We start from the raw sequence: 260 nt of genomic DNA, 5'->3' as shown, positions 1-260 counted from the left end.
TTGCATTACTTTTCCAGAAGCTTTATTCTTACTCATTACTGGAGCCCATATTCGATTAAGCTTTTGCTCCTTAAACCCAAAATCAATAACTATTTTAGAAGCCTCTGTTGCATAACCTTTATTCCAAAAATCGTTACCAATCCAATAAGCTAGCTCTCCCTTGTTATGTAACTCATCCACTCTAAGAGTCATTGTACCTATGAGTTTATCTTCGCCTTTAAGAATAACTGCAAATGGGAAAGCTTCTCTGTTTTCAATCA

Annotated in this window: 1 protein-coding gene; it reads right to left on the bottom strand. The window is 35.4% G+C overall.

Translation table 11 applies throughout. The annotated features are described in order from the left end of the window. On the bottom strand, positions 1 to 260 hold a 260-nt coding region (locus LF817_RS20115; RefSeq protein WP_253937575.1), incomplete at both ends, for a GNAT family N-acetyltransferase.

It is taken from the genome of Halobacillus sp. A1 (assembly GCF_024189295.1).
GTDB lineage: Bacteria > Bacillota > Bacilli > Bacillales > Halobacillaceae > Halobacillus_A.
The sequence above is the reverse complement of the archived record's forward strand: the minus strand, read 5'-3'. Positions and strand labels throughout refer to the sequence as shown.